This window comes from Massilibacterium senegalense, assembly GCF_001375675.1.
Lineage (GTDB): Bacteria > Bacillota > Bacilli > Bacillales > Massilibacteriaceae > Massilibacterium > Massilibacterium senegalense.
In genome coordinates this window covers 2,101,310-2,118,040 of record NZ_LN831786.1, presented here as the reverse complement: position 1 = coordinate 2,118,040, position 16,731 = coordinate 2,101,310, and the positions used below count along the sequence as shown (strand labels likewise).

Genomic DNA, 16,731 nt, shown 5'->3' with positions numbered 1-16,731 from the left:
TTTACCCTCTTTTATAAAAATACAAAAGACTCGGCCATTTGCCAAGTCTTTTGCATATATTTCTTATCTTTTTACTATGTTATATTCTTTTTACACATTTCGTTTAATAAGCCCTAATGGTTTTCCAACAAAAAAATCGTACGGTCAAAGAAATTATTTAAGAAAATTGCCCCACAACCGTATAATCCAAGTCATGAAATAGCAAATTTAGGGTAAACAGTAATTTTTGAAAATAATTCTACCTTAATACCTAATGTAGCTAACGTTACAGAAAGTAATAAGAAATCAATTAAAATTAAAATAGCCGCAAAAATTTTATTCACTTATAACGCCGCTACGGTAATAAATAGAGAAAAAATCAAATATCTTAAAAAGCCAAATGTTACAGATTTTCCGAACGAGAAAGTCCATGACGGTCTCAAGACCGTCTTTAGGCATGGGATGATAGGGAGATCAAATACGACGTACAGATAGAACATCAAGAGTACGTTCTGTAAAAGGGATATTTGAAATGGTGCACTATTCCTATAGACAAGTAAAAGTCTCTAAAACAATATCGTTCATTGAAAAATAGATAAAATAGGAGGTTCGATAGCCTAATTCACGCTATTAGTAAAACGGTATGTGTCGTCAAGAACAAGACGCTAAAACACATCGAACGAAAAAAGCTGTACACTATGGTAACAGTAATGTAGCCATATCTGCTACATGCACTGGATATGGAGGGGAGGGGCAATGAGATCCCCTAATCTCGAGAACTTTTCCAAACAGAAATGGACTGGGAGCGCTTAGTCACTTAAGAATCCCACTGACGTTAGTCAGCTTGCCCATTTATGAGTGGGAGTCTCAACATAGATAATCCAAAAAACCCTAATACTGTTGGATCAGCCATCACTATTTTTGTTTTTTTCTTGGTTTGTCATGTACATAATGCCCCTTTCTTTATTCAGTCCTCGCAGAATCCATTCTATTATTATTTGTACTTTTTTATTCTCCTTTATCTATATTTCTTCTACTCACCACATTTTTCCCCTATTTTTTCAAAAAAATAGATTTTATATCGAAAGTATAATACATAATTAATAGAATGAAAATCGTATTCTTATACTCCTTTAATAATATTGATAAAACAAGCATTAGTACACGAAAAAACAATCATCATAACCTTTCTTTCTATCGATTTTTATCGTAAATTTATTTTCATATAACTACTATGAAAAAGAAAAATCTATTAAATAATAGAAAAAATAATAATATAAGGGAAATTCTCTATAGGCGAAGGTCTTACTGTCCGTTAATGAAGGATAAATGACATATTGGATTAGCTTTTTTAAGTCGAAAAAAATAACCTTGAGAATCACTCAAGGTTATTTTTTAGAACCAGCCTTTTACTGTTTTCACAAGGCTATCCCATCCATCTCCGACCCAACCTGTAAAACTACGCCAAGCTTTACGAACAAAGCCTGCTTCTTCTACTTCTTGGTTCGTTACTAAAGCTACTCGTTCTTTTTTCGCTAAATCTTTTGTTAAAAATTCATATGTTTCCGTGCCTTTATATTTCGCACCTACATAAGCTACTGTTTCGCCTTTTTTCAATGGAGCTACTACCTTTTTTTCATAAAAAACGGGTTTATATAAGTCTTCTTCCCCTTTTTTCACTACAATGCCAAATGATTCCTTTGTTTTCACATTCACTTCTTTTTCCACACCATCGACTACATTTACAGTTTCGTGCCCTTTAACGGCTTTATTTTTCGCAATAATTTCTTTTTCTACAAAGTTATTAAAACCATAATCCATTAATTTAGCTGTTTCTCTAAAACGCTCAAGATGGGAATTTGTTTTCATCACAACACTAATTAAACGCATGTCCCCACGTTTTGCAGTACCAGTAAAGTTATATCCAGCTAAATCTGTCGAGCCCGTTTTTAGTCCATCTACACCATTATATTCCACGATTAACTCAGGAAGCATCCAGTTCCAGTTTTCCATCTTAATTGCATCATCTGTACCTTCACGGAAGACTTTTTTCGGTGTACTTGTCGTTTCTAACACTTCTGGGTAGTTTTTTAATAAATTGTACGCCAAAATAGCTGTTGAACGAGCGGACATCATGTTTTCTTCCTTCACATCGCTACCAGGATAATGCTTTCCTAAAAGATCACTATTATTTAACCCGGAACTATTCACAAATTTATAAGTTGGCATTCCCATTTCTTTCGCCTTTTTATTCATCATATCGACAAATTTTGGTTCAGACCCCGCTACCGCTTCTGCAAGGGCAATCGTTGCACCATTCGCTGAATAAATTGCCATCGCTTCGAATAATTCTTTTACGGTATATGTATCGTCAATCCGTAACGGAACGTTTGATAAAGAACGATTTTGTGAGATATTGTGCGCATATTCACTAATCGTTACTTTTTGATTCCACTTTAATTTTCCTTCTTTTATTGCTTCTAAAACGAGATATTCCGACATCATTTTCGTCATACTTGCTGGCGCTAATTCAGCATCAATATTTTTTTGATATAAAATCTTACCTGTTTTTGCATCCACTAACAGCGCTGCTTCAGCTGCTACGTCAAATCCAGCTGTATCCGCCGCTTTAGCAGTCGGTACTTGGATGATTATTGTACTTAATAAAGCAAAAATAATCGTCATAATCAACCACTTTAAGTTCATGTTTAGTTTGGTCGACACGTTTTACACCTCCAATGTAATTTCTTCACATAGATGATATTTTATCATAGACAAAAAAGAAAAAATAGACAGAGGTTTATCCCTCTGTCTAATTTATTCGTTTTCTTTCATTTTTTAATGAGCAGAGTAGTTAGGTGCTTCTTTGGTAATTTGTACATCATGTGGATGGCTTTCTCGTAAACCTGCTCCAGTCATGCGAACAAATTGGGCTTCTTCACGTAAAGTAAGTAAATCTTTTGATCCGCAATATCCCATACCTGCGCGAAGACCACCTAATAATTGATGAATAGTATCTGCTAAAGGTCCTTTAAATGGTACACGACCTTCAATACCTTCTGGAACTAATTTTTGAGCGCTACTTCCTTCTTGGAAATAACGGTCTTTACTTCCTTGTTCCATCGCTCCAACAGATCCCATTCCGCGGTATACTTTAAATTGACGACCTTGGAAAATTTCTGTTGTTCCTGGGCTTTCTTTTACTCCAGCAAGTAAACTACCTAACATTACTGCATTTCCACCTGCTGCTAATGCTTTGACGATATCACCAGAATATTTAATTCCACCGTCTGCAATAATGCTTACGCCGTGTTTTCTCGCTTCATTTGCACAGTCATAAACTGCTGAAATTTGTGGTACACCGACACCAGCAACTACACGTGTTGTACAGATAGAACCTGGTCCAATTCCAACTTTTACAACGTTTGCTCCCGCTTCAATTAATGCTTTTGTTGCTTCACCAGTTGCAACGTTACCAGCAATAATATTTAATTCTGGGTATTCTGCACGAATTTCACGAACTTTATCAAGAACCCCTTTAGAATGGCCGTGAGCTGTATCAATAACAATCGCATCAACACCAGCTTCTACTAATTTTTTCACACGTAATAACGCATCTTTTGTGACCCCAACTGCCGCACCAACAAGAAGACGACCGTGGCTATCTTTTGCTGAGTTCGGGAACTCAATTACTTTTTCAATATCTTTAATCGTAATTAATCCTTTTAATGTACCATCTTCGTCCACAAGAGGAAGCTTTTCAATTTTATATTTTTGAAGAATTTTTTCCGCTTCTTTTAATGTTGTTCCAACAGGTGCTGTTACAAGATTTTCTTTTGTCATTACTTCTTCAATACGAATAGAATAATCTTCAATAAAACGAAGATCACGGTTAGTTAGAATACCAACTAATTTTTTATCTTCGTTTACAATCGGTACACCTGAAATCCGATATTTTCCCATTAAGTGTTCTGCGTCAAACACTTGATTATTAGGAGTTAAATAAAACGGATTTGTGATAACGCCACTTTCAGAACGTTTTACACGATCAACATTTTCTGCTTGTTCTTCAATAGACATATTTTTATGAATAACCCCTAGTCCACCTTGACGAGCCATTGCAATTGCCATCTCAGCTTCTGTTACGGTATCCATTCCAGCACTAATAAGTGGAATATTTAATTTTAAAGTTTCTGTCAATTCCGTTTTAATACATACATCGCGAGGCAATACTTCAGAATAGTTAGGTACTAATAACACATCATCAAAGGTTAAACCCTCTTTACTAAATTTTTGTTCCCACTTACTCACGATCCATCCACTCCTCATCCAATTTTCCTTCGTTAAATATTATTAGTAGCTTATCAATTGAAATGGATGACTGTCAAGAAACTAAGGATAAGTTCGACTATTCAAAATATTGTGATAGATAGGTGAAAACGATGTCATGGCAAGAAAAATATGAAGAAATGATTTATTTGTTTCAATCTGAAGATTACACAAGAAGATTTTTACGTGATATTTATCAACAAAAAAAAATTATAGAAGCTAATGAAAAGAGTTATGAAAATTATGCTGTTTTTGCGCAACATATGAAACAAGGGATTGAATATCTTTCTACTCTATCTAATATACCCATTTCCATAAAACCTACACTTCTTTATTATGGAATGATTCATTTTTTAAAAGCATGTATGTTAGTAGAAGACCCTTATTATCCAAGGAATACACAAGTATTAGCGCATGGTATTACCACGAGAAGAAAAAAGAAAAAACAATACGATTTTTTTTATGATGAGATTAAAATTCAAAGTACAGGTCTTTTTCCTCTTGTTTCAGAAAAAATGTTTCACGTGAAACTTTGTGTTCATGAAAAATATTCCTTGCTTTGTTTGTTTTATCATCTAGCAGAACTAGCTTTCTTGTTTCGAGAACTTCGCAACGAAACAATTGCGATTCCTGCCAAAACAATCGATCCCTTTACACTTTCTATGCCGAAGCATGCGTATAAAGAGTATGTAAAAATGACCCCTTCCTATCATGATGGGAGGATAACTAATTGTCAAGATACTATTTTAATTTCTTTTTCAAAACCAATTTCACCATTTGTATCTTTTCCGTTTGCTTATACCGTAACCAATGACGTATACTTGTTAACCAATCAACCGAAAGAACCATTGATCCATGAAATACTCGTCCATTATGCATTACTATATTATGTAAGTATGTTAAGTCGTTACGATGCCAACTGCTGGCTCCACCTATTGCAACCAGCAAATGACGAATACCTCTTTTTATTAAAATACTTAGACATCGCCTCCAAAAAAATCCCCTTATTCACCTTTGAATATTTACTACAAAAAGCGGAGGGCGTTTGGGCACCGACAGAGTAATAAGGCGCTCGATGGAAGAGGCGTCTTTTTGCCTCTGGAATCGGGTGACTTATTACGGCAGTCGGTAACGCCCGCAGCTAGATTATACAAAAAGCGAGGGCGCTTGGGCATAGGCGACAAGCATAAGATGGATTGCGGAATGAGGCGATTTTTCCTCATGGAGCTATACAGCTTATGACTCGAGCCTATAGCGCCCGCAGCTAGATTATACAAAAAGCGAAGATGGGCTCGTTCAACGACGGAGCTATAAGACGAAGACCGGAAGAAGCGTTTTTTGCTTCTGTAGGGCTTTGACTTATAGCGGAAGTTGTTAGCCCATCGTAGCTAGATTACACAAAAAGCGGAGATGGGTACCAACAGAGTAATGGAATTCTTCCACTTACCTACTTCTTTCGATATCGTTTGAATATTTGGAAGGGTATCCTTGCAATCTGTTATGGAAGCATAAAAAAAAGGAGTTAGTGAATATTCACTAACTCCTTTCACAGTTGCCTGGCAACGTCCTACTCTCACAAGGGGAAACCCCTCACTACCATCGGCGCAAAAGAGCTTAACTTCCGTGTTCGGCATGGGAACGGGTGTGACCTCTTTGCCATTATCACCAGACAAGTTATTCTTTCAAAACCAAATAACGAATATTGTACAACCAATTTAGTATTAGGATAAGCCCTCGACCGATTAGTATCTGTCAGCTACACGTGTCACCACGCTTCTACACCAGACCTATCAACCTCATCATCTATAAGGGGTCTTACTAGCTTACGCTATGGGAAATCTCATCTTGAGGGGGGCTTCATGCTTAGATGCTTTCAGCATTTATCCCGTCCACACATAGCTACCCAGCGATGCTCCTGGCGGAACAACTGGTACACCAGCGGTGTGTCCATCCCGGTCCTCTCGTACTAAGGACAGCTCCTCTCAAATTTCCTACGCCCGCGACGGATAGGGACCGAACTGTCTCACGACGTTCTGAACCCAGCTCGCGTACCGCTTTAATGGGCGAACAGCCCAACCCTTGGGACCGACTACAGCCCCAGGATGCGATGAGCCGACATCGAGGTGCCAAACCTCCCCGTCGATGTGGACTCTTGGGGGAGATAAGCCTGTTATCCCCAGGGTAGCTTTTATCCGTTGAGCGATGGCCCTTCCATGCGGAACCACCGGATCACTAAGCCCGACTTTCGTCCCTGCTCGACTTGTAAGTCTCGCAGTCAAGCTCCCTTATGCCTTTGCACTCTACGAATGATTTCCAACCATTCTGAGGGAACCTTTGGGCGCCTCCGTTACCTTTTAGGAGGCGACCGCCCCAGTCAAACTGCCCGCCTGACACTGTCCCCAAGCCGGATTACGGCTTCAGGTTAGAATTTCAGCACAACAAGGGTAGTATCCCACCAATGCCTCCCTCGAACCTAGCGATCCGAGTTCTATGGCTCCTACCTATCCTGTACAAGCTGTACCAAAATTCAATATCAGGTTACAGTAAAGCTCCATGGGGTCTTTCCGTCCTGTCGCGGGTAACCTGCATCTTCACAGGTACTATAATTTCACCGGGTCTCTCGTTGAGACAGTGTCCAAATCGTTACGCCTTTCGTGCGGGTCGGAACTTACCCGACAAGGAATTTCGCTACCTTAGGACCGTTATAGTTACGGCCGCCGTTTACTGGGGCTTCGATTCAGAGCTTCTCCTAATGGATAACCCCTCCTCTTAACCTTCCAGCACCGGGCAGGCGTCAGCCCCTATACTTCGCCTTGCGGCTTTGCAGAGACCTGTGTTTTTGATAAACAGTCGCTTGGACCTATTCACTGCGGCTTTCCTAGGCTTGCACCCAAGAAAGCACCCCTTCTCCCGAAGTTACGGGGTCATTTTGCCGAGTTCCTTAACGAGAGTTCTCCCGAGCGTCTTAGAATTCTCATCCCGCCTACCTGTGTCGGTTTGCGGTACGGANAAATCTCCGGATCAAAGCTTACTTACAGCTCCCCGAAGCATATCGCTGTTCGTTGCGTCCTTCATCGGCTCCTAGTGCCAAGGCATCCACCGTGCGCTCTTTATAGCTTAACCTAAATAATTCTAAGATCGGTTTTTGTACGATGAATCTCGACTATATCATATAATCAAAATATCAATGATTCGTTATTTGGTTTTCAAAGAACAACAACCCGCCTTAAGCGGATTTTTATTATATCACTCACTTTCTTAAAAAAGAAAGCGGTAATTTTTGAGAGATATCCTCTCAAAACTAAACAAACGTCTAAGCAGCCAATCTAAAGATTGAAAATGTTTTTGTAAAAGAGCGATGCTCTTTGTATATTCCTTAGAAAGGAGGTGATCCAGCCGCACCTTCCGATACGGCTACCTTGTTACGACTTCACCCCAATCATCTACCCCACCTTCGGCGGCTGGTTCCAAAAGGTTACCTCACCGACTTCGGGTGTTGCAAACTCTCGTGGTGTGACGGGCGGTGTGTACAAGGCCCGGGAACGTATTCACCGCAGCATGCTGATCTGCGATTACTAGCGATTCCGACTTCATGCAGGCGAGTTGCAGCCTGCAATCCGAACTGAGAGTGACTTTATGGGATTAGCTCCGCCTTGCGACTTCGCGACCCTTTGTATCACCCATTGTAGCACGTGTGTAGCCCAAGTCATAAGGGGCATGATGATTTGACGTCATCCCCACCTTCCTCCGGTTTGTCACCGGCAGTCACCTTAGAGTGCCCAACTAAATGCTGGCAACTAAGATCAAGGGTTGCGCTCGTTGCGGGACTTAACCCAACATCTCACGACACGAGCTGACGACAACCATGCACCACCTGTCACCTTGTCCCCCGAAGGGGAAAACTCTATCTCTAGAGCGTGCAAGGGATGTCAAGACTTGGTAAGGTTCTTCGCGTTGCTTCGAATTAAACCACATGCTCCACCGCTTGTGCGGGCCCCCGTCAATTCCTTTGAGTTTCAGTCTTGCGACCGTACTCCCCAGGCGGAGTGCTTAGTGCGTTAGCGACAGCACCGAGGGTTGGACCCCCCGACACCTAGCACTCATCGTTTACAGCGTGGACTACCAGGGTATCTAATCCTGTTCGCTCCCCACGCTTTCGCGCCTCAGCGTCAGTTGCAGACCAGAGAGTCGCCTTCGCCACTGGTGTTCCTCCATATCTCTACGCATTTCACCGCTACACATGGAATTCCACTCTCCTCTTCTGCACTCAAGCTTTCCAGTTTCCAATGACCCTCCACGGTTGAGCCGTGGGCTTTCACATCAGACTTAAGAAGCCGCCTGCGCGCGCTTTACGCCCAATAATTCCGGATAACGCTTGCCACCTACGTATTACCGCGGCTGCTGGCACGTAGTTAGCCGTGGCTTTCTGGTTAGGTACCGTCAAGGTACCGCCCTATTTGAACGATACTTGTTCTTCCCTAACAACAGAGTTTTACGATCCGAAGACCTTCATCACTCACGCGGCGTTGCTCCGTCAGACTTTCGTCCATTGCGGAAGATTCCCTACTGCTGCCTCCCGTAGGAGTTTGGGCCGTGTCTCAGTCCCAATGTGGCCGATCACCCTCTCAGGTCGGCTACGCATCGTTGCCTTGGTAGGCTGTTACCCTACCAACTAGCTAATGCGCCGCGGGCCCATCCTTAAGTGATAGCCGAAGCCATCTTTTATCATTAGACCATGCGGTCTAATCAGTTATCCGGTATTAGCACCGATTTCTCGATGTTATCCCAGTCTTAAGGGCAGGTTGCCCACGTGTTACTCACCCGTCCGCCGCTAACCTCAAAGGAGCAAGCTCCTCGTTGGTTCGCTCGACTTGCATGTATTAGGCACGCCGCCAGCGTTCATCCTGAGCCAGGATCAAACTCTCAAATAAAAGTTTTACGTTGACTCTTTAGAATTGACTAGAGATGCATTTTATACAAATTGTATATCGTACATTCTATTGCTTGACGTTTCGTTTAGTTTTCAAAGGACATCATCGCCTCTCATTGGCGACTTTTTAAATTATATCACTATAAGTTTTTAATGTCAACAACATTTAAAAACTTTTTAATATAATGATTGATTGCCTTTCGTGACAACGTTAATAACTCTATCACATTACTATTCAATTTGCAAATGTTTTTTAATCTTTTTTTATTTTTCGCGAATAATATAGGTAACTCCAATAATATGTATTCTCCTCCGAAGCAATCCGTGCTTTTTTTCATAAGAAAAGCACCTCCAATTTTAGACAGTGTCTAAAATTGGAGGTGCAGTTCATTCACTCCTACTTCTTTTTGTCTTTTTTATTATTTTGTACAAATGTATAAAATGATTAGATTCGTCAATTGTTTCATTACTTCTCTATTATATTTTTTTCTTTCCTGCACATTCATGATTTCTAACGCTTCAAATAACGTTACTTTCTCTTGATAAGATCGATCCGAAATAAGTGCAACGAATACATCACTAACAGCAATAACCTTTGAAAACCGCGTTTGTTTTTCCCCTTTTAATCCTAATGGATATCCAGAACCATCTTCTCTTTCATGATGTTGCAGCACACCTAATACCGCTTCTTCCGTTAAAGAAGGGAGGTCTTTAATCATTTTGTACGAGTAAACAGGATGTTTTTTTATTTCATTTCGTTCACTACTTGTTAACCTCGCTGCTTTTTTATACACTTTCTCTGGAATTTTTGTCATTCCGATATCGCAAAGCAATCCCGCAATACCTAATTGGGTACAATCGCCTGTTGAATACCCTAATTCTTTCCCTAAAAGAGCAGATAACATCCCAACAGCAAGTAAATGTTGGGAAAAGTATTCCTGTTTATCAAATTCTTCATAAAACTTAAAGAAGACATTTTTATCTTCTAACACATTCGTTACGATAGGAACGAAGAAACTTCTTACTTTCAAAATATCTACTTTCCCACCTGATTGATATTTTTTTAACATTGCTTTGTACTCTTTTGTCATTTGTGAAAATACAGAAGATGTTTGAACTGCTTTTTTCACTGTCGGATCCGCTTGTTCAGTTAGATTGTTCTGTTCTTCTACTTTTGGTATGTCGAAAACTTCTACATATGGGATAAGAAAAACTTCTAAAATGTCAATCAATTCCTTTGTTAAAACAGTCCCTTTCAACATAAGTGGGTCGCTTGCTAGAACATACACATCTTCTTCTAAAACAAACCCTGGTTGTACATTCTTCGTTTCAACTCTCATTTTCTCCTCCGTTATCTTCACCCGATATAATCTATTACTCCTATTATATACAAAAAAAGAGGGAATTGTGACAATTCCCTCTTTTTTTTATAACTTTTTATTCATTTTCCTTTGGTCCTTCTATACTATTCGATTCTTCCGTTTCTTCTATTGATGATGTTTCTGTATTTTCTTCTAGGTCTTCCTCTTCTTCTAAAAATTCTTTTTTAATTCGTGCAACAGCAGATACTTTATCATCATCATGTAGTTTCATTAATCGAACACCTTGTGTATTACGTCCAAAGGTAGAAATCTCATCAATCGGTATGCGAATCAGAACGCCATGTTCGGTCATGATCATTAATTCTTCTTCCATCGTAACCGATTTAAATGCAATGACATCGCCGTTTTTATCGGTAATATTACAAGTAATTAACCCTTTTCCACCACGTGATTGAACACGATAATGTTCGGTTGGAGTACGTTTTCCATAACCATTTTCCGTTACAATTAAAATTTCCGCATCTTGTGTTACAAGTTCCATGCCAACGACTTCATCATCTTCTCGTAAATCAATTCCTTTTACCCCAGCAGCACTTCTTCCCATCGAACGAACATCTGTCTCATGGAAACAAATCAGTTTCCCTTTTTTCGTTGCCAGGGCTACATGACTTTCTCCATTCGTTAAACGAACAGAAATTAATTCATCATCTTCGCGTAATCCAATGGCAATTAACCCACCACGACGAATATTTTCATAATTTTTCAAACTAGAACGTTTCGAGATTCCTTGTTTCGTTGTAAAGAATAAGTATAAGTCTTCTTTAAATTCTTGGACTGGAATGATTTCCGAAACATCTTCCCCTTCTTCTAATTCTAATAGGTTAATGATTGGAATACCTTTTGCTGTTCTAGAGAATTCCGGAATTTCATATCCTTTTAGACGATATACTTTCCCTTTATTCGTGAAAAATAAAACCGTATGATGCGTCGTTGTCGTGAGTAAATGTTCTACAAAGTCATCTTCGTGCGTTGTCATCCCTTGTACACCGCGTCCACCGCGACGTTGGCTACGGTACGTCGACATCGGTAAACGTTTAATATAGCCTTTATTTGTTAAGGAAATAACGATATTTTCTACTTCAATTAAATCCTCATCTTCAATAAAGGCTGGGTCAAACACAATGTCGGTACGACGAGTATCATTATATTTTTCTTTAATTTCTACTAACTCATCGCGAATAATTTGTAACACTTTTTCTTCATCCGCTAAAATAGCGCGTAATTCTTCGATGAGCTCTAACAATTCTTTGTATTCATTTTCAATTTTTTCGCGTTCTAAACCTGTTAAACGTTGTAGACGCATATCTAAAATTGCTTGTGCTTGCTTTTCAGATAACCCGAAGTTTTCCATCAATCCTTCACGAGCGATATCTGTTGTACGTGAGCCGCGGATTAAAGAAATTACTTCATCTAGGTGATCTAATGCAATTCGTAATCCTTCTAAAATGTGTGCACGAGATTCTGCTTTATTTAATTCAAACTGCGTGCGACGACGAATCACTTCTTTTTGATGTTCCAAATAATAATACAAACATTCTTTTAAATTTAACACGCGAGGACGTCCGTTTACGAGCGCAAGTAAGTTGATTCCAAAACTAGTTTGCATCGCTGTTTGTTTGTATAAATTGTTTAATAATACGTGCTCGTTTGCATCGCGACGTACTTCCATTACAATTCGCATTCCGTTACGGTCTGATTCGTCCCGTAAATCTGTAATTCCGTCCACTTTTTTATCGCGCACTAATTCAGCAATTTTTTCGATTAATTTCGCCTTATTTACTTGATACGGGATTTCTGTTACAACTAAGCTAACTTTCCCGCTATCCTTTTGTTCAAAATGAACTTTTGCTCGAATCGTAATCGAACCGCGTCCTGTTTCATACGCACGACGAACACCGTCACGTCCTAAAATATCTCCACCAGTCGGAAAGTCAGGTGCTTTGATATATTCCATCAATTCAGGAATCGTAATATCTGGATTTTCACTTAATGCTAATACTCCGTCAATGACTTCTCCTAATTGATGCGGAGGAATATTCGTTGCCATCCCAACAGCAATCCCAGATGTACCATTTACTAAAAGGTTAGGGAAACGACTCGGTAATACGACTGGCTCCCGTTCTGCTCCGTCATAGTTATCTTGATAATCAATGGTATCTTTGTTAAGATCGCGCACGAGTTCCATTGAAATTTTCGACATTCTTGCTTCTGTATAACGCATCGCAGCAGCGGAGTCTCCATCAATTGAACCGAAGTTCCCGTGTCCATCTACAAGCATGTAACGATAACTAAAATCTTGCGCCATCCGCACCATCGTATCGTATACAGCACTATCGCCATGTGGATGGTATTTACCGATTACTTCCCCGACAATACGAGCGGATTTTTTATGTGGTTTATCACTTGTCATGCCAAGTTGGTTCATCGCATACAAAATACGACGATGAACCGGCTTTAGGCCATCGCGAACATCCGGAAGTGCCCGGCTTACGATAACACTCATTGCATAATCTAAAAATGATGTCCGCATTTCCTGACTAAGATTTACTTCTTTAACGCCAAATTGGTTTTTCTCTTCCATATCTGACTGTACCTCCTTCAAGGCGAGGGATTAAATATCTAAGTTTTTCACAAAGTGAGCATTTGATTCAATAAATTCACGACGTGGCTCAACTTTATCCCCCATTAACGTTTCAAATGTTGCATCTGCTTCAATTGCATCTTCTAAATTCACTTGTAAAATCGTTCTTGTTTCTGGATCCATTGTTGTTTCCCATAATTGAGTAGGATTCATTTCCCCAAGCCCTTTATAACGTTGTAAAGATGGCTTAGGAGTTTGGGCTAATTCAGCTAAGATTTTATCTAATTCTTTATCGTTGTAAGCATAGAGAACTTTTTTCCCTTGAGAAATTTTGTATAAAGGAGGCTGCGCAATATATACATAGCCATGTTCAATAAGAGGACGCATATAACGATAGAAAAACGTTAATAATAGTGTACGAATATGCGCACCATCGACATCGGCATCTGTCATAATAAAGATTTTATGGTAACGAGCTTTTTCAATATCAAAATCTTCTCCGATTCCTGTACCGAGTGCAGTAATAATTGTCCGAATTTCGTTGTTGGATAAAATTTTATCTAAACGCGCTTTTTCCACGTTAATAATTTTCCCACGAAGTGGTAAAATAGCTTGAAAATGACGGTCGCGTCCTTGTTTTGCTGATCCACCCGCCGAATCCCCTTCGACGATGTATAGTTCACTAATTGAAGCATCCTTAGAAGAACAATCTGCTAATTTCCCAGGTAAATGTGATACTTCGAGTGCACTTTTACGACGAGTTAATTCACGCGCTTTTTTCGCAGCAAGACGAGCTCTTGATGCCATTAATCCTTTTTCGACAATTTTTCTTGCTACTACTGGGTTTTCCATTAAATATTTTTCAAAATACTCGGCAAAAACAGTATCTGTAATAGTTCTTGCTTCACTGTTACCTAGTTTTGTTTTCGTTTGTCCTTCAAATTGTGGGTTTGGATGTTTAATAGAAATAATCGCGGTTAATCCTTCCCGCACATCGTCCCCAGTTAAATTACTATCTGCTTCTTTGAAAACTCCTTGTTTTCGAGCATAATCATTAATCACACGCGTCAGTGCTGATTTAAAACCTGCTTCATGTGTTCCACCTTCATACGTATGAATGTTGTTCGTAAAAGAATATAAGTTACTTGCAAATCCATCGTTATATTGAAGCGCTACTTCGACAACAATGTCATCTTTTTCCCCTTCAATAAAAATCGGCGGATGTACAACTTCACGCGAACGATTTAAATGTTCGACGTATGATAAAATACCGCCTTCATAATGATATGTTGACTCTCGTTCTTCCTCTCCACGACGATCGGTAAATACAATCGTTAATCCGCGGTTTAAAAAGGCAAGTTCACGAAGTCTTGTCGCTAATGTTTCATAATCATATTCGGTTGTTTCTGTAAAAATTTCTTCGTCTGGGACGAAATGAATTTGTGTTCCCGTTTTGTCAGTCGGGCCTATTTTCTTTAAATCCGCTTGAGGGACACCGCGTGAATACGGTTGATAATATTCATATCCGTCGCGCCACACGGTCACTTCTAGTTTCTCAGACAAAGCATTTACAACAGAGGAACCAACCCCATGCAATCCACCAGAAACTTTATAACTGCCACCGCCGAACTTACCGCCAGCATGTAGAACCGTTAAAATAACTTCAACAGCCGGTCTACCCATTTGTTCATGCATGTTTACTGGGATCCCCCGTCCATTATCACGAACAGTAATACTGTTATCTTTTTCTACAATGATTGTTATCGTGTCACAATACCCAGCTAACGCTTCATCGATACTATTATCAATAATTTCCCATACTAAATGGTGCAAGCCACGAGGACCCGTTGACCCGATGTACATCCCTGGGCGTTTACGTACTGCTTCTAAACCTTCTAATACTTGAATCTGACTAGCATCATAATTATTTTGAGGAGTTTGTTCCATCGTCATTTTTTCACCCGCACTTTTTTTATAAATAAAAATTTAACATTTTGTTATCTTACATTTTTCGCCATCTGTTTGTCGCCCCTGACCAAGCGCCATCTGCTTTTCATTGTCTAGCTGCAGGCGCTACCGACTTCCGGTATAAGCCGCCCAACTCCAAAGATAAAACCACCTTTTCCGTTGTTCGTTTTATCCCTCCGTCGGTGACCAAGCGCCATCTGCTTTTCATTGTTCATATGGGGTGATGGACATTCGGCGTTTTAATGTACTTGTTGAAACAGGAAGAAAATATATAGATCGTTTTGTAATGACAACTGACTTGATTTGGTCTTTTGCCACTTGTATCACCTTTTGATTTCCCGTTTTATACGATGCTAAATCTTGTGTTTGTGCATCTAAAACGGCAATCATTTCTGCTTTCGGAACAACGACATGTTCACCTAAATGAACGTACATTTTCTTTCACCTTACCTTTACAATTTGCCCCTCATGAATTTCAAATTTTGTTGCTTTTTCAATTGTTTCATGAGAAATGCCTTCTACACTTGTAGTAGTAACAAAGGTTTGTACTTTTCCTTGAATCGTATTTAATAAATGAGTTTGTCTAAAGTCATCTAGCTCACTTAATACGTCATCCAAAAGTAAAATAGGATATTCTCCTACTTCCGCTTTCATTAATTCAATTTCTGCTAATTTAATGGATAAGGCGGTCGTCCGTTGTTGCCCTTGCGATCCGTAAATTTGAACTGGTATTTGATTCACATAAAAAATCAAATCATCTCGATGGGGGCCAAATAAAGAAGTTTTTCGTTCCCACTCACGTTTTTTTATCCGTTCATACTCTTGTTTATACGCTGTTACCATTGTTGGCAAATCTTCTTGTTCTAATACCTTGACGGACGGTTTATACTCGATTGTTAGCTGTTCTAGGCCTCGGCTAATACTTTCATGAATCGGCCGAGCCCAGGATATTAACATATCGATAAATGCCATTCGCTTTTGGACAATTCTCACAGCGATTGAAATAAACTGTTCTGTTAAGACATCTAACATGATGACATCATTTTGTTTGGATGTATTCATTTGCTTTAAATATTGGTTCCGTTGGTGCAATATTTTTTGATATTGTGACAAATCATGCATATAAACCGGACTAATTTGTCCTAATTCCATGTCAATAAAACGTCTGCGCACCTGAGGACTCCCTTTTACGATCGATAAATCCTCAGGTGCGAACATTACAACATTCATATGCCCAATATAGTCACTTAATTTCCGTTGCTCCAATGAATTACACTTTGCTTTTTTTCCTTTATTAGAAATAACTAATTCTAAAGATAACGGTCCGTTTCGCTTTTCAAGCCTACCTTCTATTTTAGCATAGTTTTCATCAAAACGGATAAGCTCTTTATCCTTTGTTGCTCGATGTGACTTAGCCATTGCTAAAACATAAATTGCTTCCATGAGACTTGTTTTCCCTTGGGCGTTTTGTCCAATTATAATATTTACTTTATTTTCAAATGTTAATTGGACATTTTCATAGTTTCTAAAATTTCTTACATCGAGTTGTGTTAAATACACGG

8 protein-coding genes, 2 rRNA genes and 2 other annotated features are annotated in these 16,731 nt (G+C 39.3%); of the genes, 1 reads left to right on the top strand and 9 read right to left on the bottom strand.

The features are described 5' to 3' along the window. Window positions 1-1,374 precede the first annotated feature (1,374 nt). Window positions 1,375-2,685, bottom strand: a complete 1,311-nt coding sequence (locus BN1372_RS13945) for a serine hydrolase (protein WP_062201402.1) — start codon at window positions 2,683-2,685, stop codon at window positions 1,375-1,377. 132 nt (window positions 2,686-2,817) lie between these two features. Then, a complete protein-coding gene (gene guaB / locus BN1372_RS13940; protein ID WP_325062691.1) occupies window positions 2,818-4,290 on the bottom strand; it encodes an IMP dehydrogenase in 1,473 nt (490 codons plus the stop codon). A 131-nt stretch (window positions 4,291-4,421) separates the two neighbouring features. On the opposite strand from guaB, the gene BN1372_RS13935 reads away from it, so the two are divergent. Then, on the top strand, window positions 4,422-5,372 hold the full coding sequence (locus tag BN1372_RS13935; RefSeq protein ID WP_062200928.1) for a YaaC family protein: 951 nt from the start codon (window positions 4,422-4,424) through the stop codon (window positions 5,370-5,372). A gap of 490 nt (window positions 5,373-5,862) precedes the next feature. Here the strand turns inward: BN1372_RS13935 and rrf are convergent. The 7 genes from rrf to recF form a co-directional block, all read right to left on the bottom strand. Further along, window positions 5,863-5,978, bottom strand: a 5S ribosomal RNA gene (gene rrf / locus BN1372_RS13930). Between the two features lie 64 nt (window positions 5,979-6,042). Next, window positions 6,043-6,911: a sequence feature (23S ribosomal RNA rRNA prediction is too short), on the bottom strand. Between the two features lie 3 nt (window positions 6,912-6,914). Then, window positions 6,915-7,374 (bottom strand) — a sequence feature (23S ribosomal RNA rRNA prediction is too short). A 314-nt stretch (window positions 7,375-7,688) separates the two neighbouring features. Then, a 16S ribosomal RNA gene (locus BN1372_RS13920) occupies window positions 7,689-9,239 on the bottom strand. 418 nt (window positions 9,240-9,657) lie between these two features. After that, on the bottom strand, window positions 9,658-10,578 hold the full coding sequence (locus BN1372_RS13910; protein WP_062200922.1) for an HD-GYP domain-containing protein: 921 nt from the start codon (window positions 10,576-10,578) through the stop codon (window positions 9,658-9,660). Window positions 10,579-10,675: 97 nt separating this feature from the next. After that, entirely contained in the window at window positions 10,676-13,201 is a 2,526-nt protein-coding gene (gene gyrA / locus BN1372_RS13905) for a DNA gyrase subunit A (protein WP_062200921.1), read from the bottom strand. A 30-nt stretch (window positions 13,202-13,231) separates the two neighbouring features. Then, entirely contained in the window at window positions 13,232-15,148 is a 1,917-nt protein-coding gene (gene gyrB / locus BN1372_RS13900; protein ID WP_222704675.1) for a DNA topoisomerase (ATP-hydrolyzing) subunit B, read from the bottom strand. 225 nt (window positions 15,149-15,373) lie between these two features. Beyond that, window positions 15,374-15,604 (bottom strand): extracellular matrix regulator RemB, encoded by a 231-nt coding sequence (gene remB / locus BN1372_RS13895; protein ID WP_062200917.1) that lies wholly within the window; start codon window positions 15,602-15,604, stop codon window positions 15,374-15,376. Window positions 15,605-15,610: 6 nt separating this feature from the next. Then, a complete protein-coding gene (gene recF / locus BN1372_RS13890; RefSeq protein ID WP_062200916.1) occupies window positions 15,611-16,729 on the bottom strand; it encodes a DNA replication/repair protein RecF in 1,119 nt (372 codons plus the stop codon). Between the last annotated feature and the right edge of the window lie 2 nt (window positions 16,730-16,731).

What these genes read in the sequence shown, in the direction of transcription:
- BN1372_RS13945 (WP_062201402.1), bottom strand. Translation starts at nt 2,685, where the DNA reads ATGAACTTAAAGTGGTTGATTATGACGATTATTTTTGCTTTATTAAGT.
- BN1372_RS13935 (WP_062200928.1), top strand. Translation starts at nt 4,422, where the DNA reads ATGTCATGGCAAGAAAAATATGAAGAAATGATTTATTTGTTTCAATCT.
- BN1372_RS13910 (WP_062200922.1), bottom strand. Translation starts at nt 10,578, where the DNA reads ATGAGAGTTGAAACGAAGAATGTACAACCAGGGTTTGTTTTAGAAGAA.
- gyrA (WP_062200921.1), bottom strand. Translation starts at nt 13,201, where the DNA reads ATGGAAGAGAAAAACCAATTTGGCGTTAAAGAAGTAAATCTTAGTCAG.
- gyrB (WP_222704675.1), bottom strand. Translation starts at nt 15,148, where the DNA reads ATGGAACAAACTCCTCAAAATAATTATGATGCTAGTCAGATTCAAGTA.
- remB (WP_062200917.1), bottom strand. Translation starts at nt 15,604, where the DNA reads ATGTACGTTCATTTAGGTGAACATGTCGTTGTTCCGAAAGCAGAAATG.